Below are 5,528 nucleotides of genomic sequence, written 5' to 3'. Positions count from 1 at the left end.
TGCGCCGCTCTGAAGAAATTGAAGCTATCCTCTCCCGTGGGGAACTGTTAGTGGTAGTGTTTGGTACTGGTTCAGCGGGCAAAACCTCTCTAGTGAATGCTTTGATTGGTCGGATGGTGGGTCAAGTGGGTGCGCCCATGGGAACGACGGAGGTTGGGGAAACCTACAAACTAAAGCTGAAGGGATTAGAACGCCCGATTCTGATTACTGATACACCAGGAATTTTAGAATCTGGTGTAGTTGGCACTCAGCGAGAGCAATGGGCACGACATCTGGCAACGGAAGCGGATTTGTTGTTGTTTGTGGTGGATAACGATTTACGACACTCAGAGTATGATCCATTCGAAAAATTGGCACAGATTGGGAAGCGATCGCTTCTTGTCTTCAATAAAATTGACCTGTACACGGAACAAGACTCAGAAAGGGTTCTAGCACGATTGCGCCAGCGAGTAAGGGGCTTTATTCCTGCTTCAGATGTAGTTGCGATCGCAGCCAATCCCCAGCCTGTTACCCTAGAAAATGGTCAACTTTGCCAACCTGAACCGGAAATTTTGCCCTTAATCCGTCGCTTAGCTGCTGTATTAAGAGCAGAGGGAGAAGAGTTGATTGCTGATAACATTCTGTTACAATCCCAGCGCTTAGGCCAAGAAGCTCGACACATCCTCGACAAGCAGCGCAGGCGAGAAGCAGAGAAAGTGGTGGAACGGTTCCAGTGGATTGGGGCCAGTGTAATTTCTCTGACTCCCTTACCTGTGGTGGATTTATTAGCAACTGCAGCAGTAAATGCCCAAATGGTAGTCGAAATTGGCAAAATCTACGGCTGTGAACTGAATATGGAACGGGGTAGGGAATTAGCCCTATCCTTGGGAAAAACTTTAGCTAGTTTGGGTATTGTCAAGGGAGCGATTCAAATCCTTAGCACTACACTAAGACTGAATCTTGCCACCTATGTTGTCGGCAAAGCCATTCAGGGGGTAACTGCTGCTTATCTGATCCGAATTGCTGGGAAAAGCTTTATTGAATACTTCCGCAATGACCAAGACTGGGGAGATGGAGGGATGAGTGAAGTAGTCCAAAAGCAGTTTCAGTTAAACCAGCGGGATGAGTTTATTAAAGCTTTTGTCAGTGAAGCGATCGCAAAAGTGGTCCAACCTCTGACCGGAAAATCAGAAGCCCAATCACCAATCGATGAAAGGGACGAAATCAAGGACAAAGGCAGGAAATCCTAAACTACAGCCAGAATGCCTATCAAATCGACTCAAATTCTTGTTTAATGAAATAGAGTAGATTCAATGTTTTCTCCAGCCCCCCATGCCCCTCACATCAATGGGGGATTTCTTTTTATCTATTGTTTTCTATATCGTTTTCTTAAGTAGACGCATCTACTACCTATAGTATATGCACTAGGTAGCAAGTTTCACCCTGCCCCGATGTACAGCGTGGAGCAATCTGTCGATGGAGTCTCTCTCTTCGGAGGTGAGTGAATCCTCCAATAGTGCTGCCATCAATCCATATCGATCAGCAAGAGTAATTTTTCCAGAGCTGCTAACTTTAGCAAATAGTTCTGGTATAGCACCGGGAATAAGACGAACTGGAGCCAACATTATACTATAGGGTAATGGCTGTTGTTTATATTTTTAACCTTTTTCCGGAGCTTGGGGATGTGGGGCTATACCCCCTGTAATATCAAATCTGCTTGGGCACCCACTTTCTACTTCCACTAAGCGTGGGTCTTTTCTTCTGCTGAATGCTTCTAAGGAGACCCTACTTCTGAGCTAAGAGTGCTTTAGCCTTTTGCCACAGAGCATCCAACTCATCCAAGGTGTAATCAGACAGTGGGCGCTCAGCCAATGCTTCGACTTGCGCTAACCTTTCAATAAACCTTCCCTGGGTTCCCTGCAAAGCAGCTGAAGGGTCAAGGTCATACCAACGCGCAATATTAATCAGAGTAAACAATACGTCTCCCAATTCTGCTTCCTGGTGGGCTTTATCGTCCTGTTCAAGTGCTTGTTGAAACTCAGCCAATTCTTCGTGAAACTTATCCCAAACTCCCTCAACATTATCCCACTCAAACCCACCACTAGCGGCCTTTTTCGATATCTTCATCCCAGCCATTAGAGGGGGAAGGGTTTTACTATAGCGACTCAGTTTACGACTCAATAATTGCTTATCCGCAATGGTTTCTCCTTTCTCTGCTGCCTTAATGTTTTCCCAGTTTTGACGAACCTCCTCGACATTATCAACCTCGACATCACCGAAAACATGGGGATGACGGCGGATTAGCTTTTGAGTAATCCCCTGAGCTACCTCGGTCAAGCTAAACTGACCTTGCTCACTACTAATTTGAGCTTGCAGAACTACCTGCAATAACAAATCACCCAACTCCTCTGCGATCGCATTTTGCTCCTCACTGCGAATTGCATCCACTACTTCATAAGCTTCTTCAATTACATAAGGAATTAGGGATTGAGGGGTCTGAGCCAAATCCCAAGGACAACCACCCTCAGGCGATCGCAATCTGGCTACTACATCAATCAACTCTTGCAAAGCGGCCAACATCGACACCTGATTAACTGGCTGAGCTTGTTGAGGGGAACTACACATAAAACCGAAAAGCGAAACGCAACTTAATTATTCTTAACGAAATCCAGCACCAATGCCAAATTTTATGTAAGCATTCAGCTATCAGCGTGTCGCGTATCAGCTATCAGCTATTAGCTATCAGCTTATGCCCACGCTACTTGAAGTGCTATCAGCTTTCAGGCGCTTTAACTGTACGGGGTCGGATTAGTAAAGCGAGCAGGGATTTTCAACCAGCCGTACCAGCACCCCCCACCTTGTTTACTACCGACCGTTGATTAGCTGAGGGCTGACAGCTGATAGCTGTTGGCGTAGCCTGCGCGTAGCGCATATGCTTACCTCTTGCTTTTGCGTGCTTTGGGTCTTTGTGGTTTTGTCTTACCCGCACCCCTGGCCTTGCTCCTCCCTTGCTTGCCAGACCATAACCCCGTGATCCCCCCTTTTTTAAACTGCTTATAAGCCGAACTTCCCCAATCACTCACAAAATGCGCGATCGCACCCAACTCCAATCCGACCACACAGGCCATCAACCAGGTACGATATTCCCACACCCTACCCCCCAGCCCTTGAATCAGCTCCAGCCAACGATCCGGTTCATCTTGGAATAGCTGAAACACCAGCAATCCCACACCCCCAAACAAGACAATCCAATTGGCTAGATAAAGCAGTCGCAAAATTGTCCCAATCACTGGTCCATGAGAAAAAATAGAACGGTGAGGCACCATCCTCTGATAAGGGATCCAAATCCAGCGCAACCAGCCCCAACGCTTAAAGGGTCGAGAGTATAGGTCTAAGTCAGGGCTAAACATCAAGCCACCGAACAGGAAGCCTCCAGCTACAATCAAGGTCAAATCACTACTCCGGGTTACTACCAGGCTCAAAACCGTGACTACTGGCAAACTCCACAAGGTTATGCGATCATGTATATAGCCAGAGGACATATTATTTTTTATAGTTGTTGTCGTCTTTGGAAAAATATGCTATAGTAAGTAAGTATTGCATACGGGCGGTTAGCTCAGCGGTAGAGCGCCTGCCTTACAAGCAGGACGTCACTGGTTCGAATCCAGTACTGCCCATGTCCGTCAAATTCCAAGGTTAGTAAACAGCTAGAAAAAATGTCGCAGAGTCTACCAAAAACTCTTATTATTTGTTAGACTTAAATTAGGGTAACACCGACAGGGATTATTATGTAACTTAAATTAAAGCCGAAAACCAAGGGTTTAATAGTTGCGCTGTAATCCCGGTGGAACCAACTTTGTTGACATTTTTATGGCGCTCGCGGGATATTCCGTCAGAGAAGCGCGGAGATACCCCCTGGATGCTATTGCATCTTGCATTGGCGGGCCTTGGTCTATCTTGGTAGACTTTGGTAGCTAAAAAGTATCGGTTTACGAATTTATTCCTCAATGGATATTTTTTTTCTTCTGTTGTCGGGAATCCCTATCTTGATGCAGTCGCTCATGAGGAGGGGCGGCATCAAGACAATGAAAAGCCATTTTTACACAAATGGCTTGTAGGGATCGTAAGCATTCAGCTATCAGCATTCAGCTATCAGTTATTAGCTATTACCATTCAGTTCATGCCCTACGGCCACGCTGTCTTGATGCAAAGCGCGAGTGGGGGAAACCCGCTTTGGTGGCGCTGCATCGCTACTTCAGGTGCTTTTGAAGAAAACAGGTAACCATTTGTTTAATCTGAGTTACGTAACCCCCAAAGCTGAAAGCCCCGTGTTTTTAAACCGGGTCAGAAGTTACCGCAAGAATAGTGCAGCCTTTATAGTTGGTAGGCTATGCATTAAAGGTGACAGGTTTTGTTGTAAGGCTGCACTATTCTAAGGTTTCGTCTCCGGGATGAAAGCTAGTAGCGACTTTAGTCGCCGTGAAAAAGGTTTGACTATAACTTGACAGTTTTCCTCAAACGTACTAGCGTAATAATATAACAGAATAGGTCGAGTTCTGATGATCATAATAGAGTTTAAGGCATACGGGAAACCTATCCAATATCAAGCTATAGAAGAAGCAATTCGGACAGTCAAATTTATCCGTAATAGCTGCATCCGTCTATGGATGGACAATAAAGGGACGGGGAAATATGACCTTAGCAAATATTGCAAGATACTTGCTAAAGAATTCTCATTTGCCAATGAATTAAACTCTACTGCTCGGCAAGCTGCGGCTGAAAGGGCATGGTTAGAAGTTACCGTAAGAAGAGTGGAGCCTTTATAGGCGACAGGCTATGCAAAAAAGGGTTAAAACTCATGAAATAAGGCTCCACTCTTCTAAGGTTTCATCTCCGGTCATCAATTTCTCGCTTCTTTGAAAACTGCAAGAAAAAGGTACCAGGAAAGAAAGGTTTTCCTAGCTTTCAAAAACACTGTAGGTCGGTTGAGTATAAGCAATCAGGATGGAAGTTATCCCCTGACAAGAAATCAATCACTTTCAGTGACAAGAAGGGAATTGGAAAGCTAAAGCTCAAGGGTACCTGGGACTTGTGGCGCTTGGACAAGAAGCAAATTAAACGGGTTCGCATTGTAAAAAGGGCTGATGGGTATTATGTTCAATTTTGCATCTCTGCTGAGATAAATGAACAATTGGATCCAGTTGACGCTACTGTAGGATTAGATGTAGGGCTAAAAGATTTATACACCGATTCTAGAGGTAACACAGAACCCAATCCCCGATTTTATAGAACTGGGGAAAAGCGTCTGAAATTTTATCAGCGTCGAGTATCTCGAAAAAAGAAAGGCTCATCTAACCGTAAGAAGGCCGTTAATAGACTAGGCAGACAACATCTCAAAATAAGTAGGCAGCGTGAAGAACATGCCAAGAGACTGGTTAGAAGTTACCGCAAGAAGAGTGCAGCCTTTATAGTTGATAGGCTATGCATCAAAGGTGGCAGGTTTTGTTGTAAGGCTGCACTCTTCTAAGGTTTCGTCTCCGGCACGTTGC

Annotated in this window: 5 protein-coding genes, 1 tRNA gene and 2 pseudogenes; 5 read left to right on the top strand and 3 right to left on the bottom strand. The window is 45.2% G+C overall.

All coding sequences use genetic code 11. The annotated features are described in order from the left end of the window. Window positions 1-1,229 (top strand): YcjF family protein (locus F6K37_RS31015; RefSeq protein WP_287254377.1); only part of this gene is annotated, 1,229 nt, incomplete at its 5' end. Between the two features lie 174 nt (window positions 1,230-1,403). On the opposite strand, the gene F6K37_RS31010 is transcribed toward F6K37_RS31015, so the two are convergent. The 3 genes from F6K37_RS31010 to F6K37_RS31000 all read right to left on the bottom strand — a co-directional run bounded on the left by F6K37_RS31010 (window position 1,404) and on the right by F6K37_RS31000 (window position 3,521). Beyond that, window positions 1,404-1,604, bottom strand: a complete 201-nt coding sequence (locus F6K37_RS31010) for a hypothetical protein (protein ID WP_008178378.1) — start codon at window positions 1,602-1,604, stop codon at window positions 1,404-1,406. A gap of 160 nt (window positions 1,605-1,764) precedes the next feature. Then, entirely contained in the window at window positions 1,765-2,604 is an 840-nt protein-coding gene (mazG, locus tag F6K37_RS31005; RefSeq protein ID WP_287254374.1) for a nucleoside triphosphate pyrophosphohydrolase, read from the bottom strand. 311 nt (window positions 2,605-2,915) lie between these two features. Next, window positions 2,916-3,521, bottom strand: coding sequence for a metal-binding protein (locus F6K37_RS31000; RefSeq protein ID WP_008178375.1), 606 nt, complete (start codon window positions 3,519-3,521; stop codon window positions 2,916-2,918). Window positions 3,522-3,584: 63 nt separating this feature from the next. Between F6K37_RS31000 and F6K37_RS30995 the strand changes: the two genes are divergently transcribed. The 4 genes and pseudogenes from F6K37_RS30995 to F6K37_RS30975 all read left to right on the top strand — a co-directional run. Beyond that, window positions 3,585-3,656 (top strand) — tRNA-Val (locus tag F6K37_RS30995). 290 nt (window positions 3,657-3,946) lie between these two features. Beyond that, window positions 3,947-4,261, top strand: coding sequence for a hypothetical protein (locus tag F6K37_RS30990; protein WP_287254370.1), 315 nt, complete (start codon window positions 3,947-3,949; stop codon window positions 4,259-4,261). 277 nt (window positions 4,262-4,538) lie between these two features. After that, window positions 4,539-4,778, top strand: a pseudogene (locus tag F6K37_RS30980) (RNA-guided endonuclease TnpB family protein); the annotation flags it as partial. Between the two features lie 98 nt (window positions 4,779-4,876). Further along, window positions 4,877-5,506 (top strand): annotated as a pseudogene (locus tag F6K37_RS30975) (RNA-guided endonuclease InsQ/TnpB family protein); the annotation flags it as partial. Window positions 5,507-5,528 lie beyond the last annotated feature (22 nt).

Source organism: Moorena sp. SIO4E2 (assembly GCF_010671945.1).
Lineage (GTDB): Bacteria > Cyanobacteriota > Cyanobacteriia > Cyanobacteriales > Coleofasciculaceae > Moorena > Moorena producens.
Note: the sequence above shows the minus strand (reverse complement) of the source record. Positions and strands in the feature narration are given on the sequence as shown.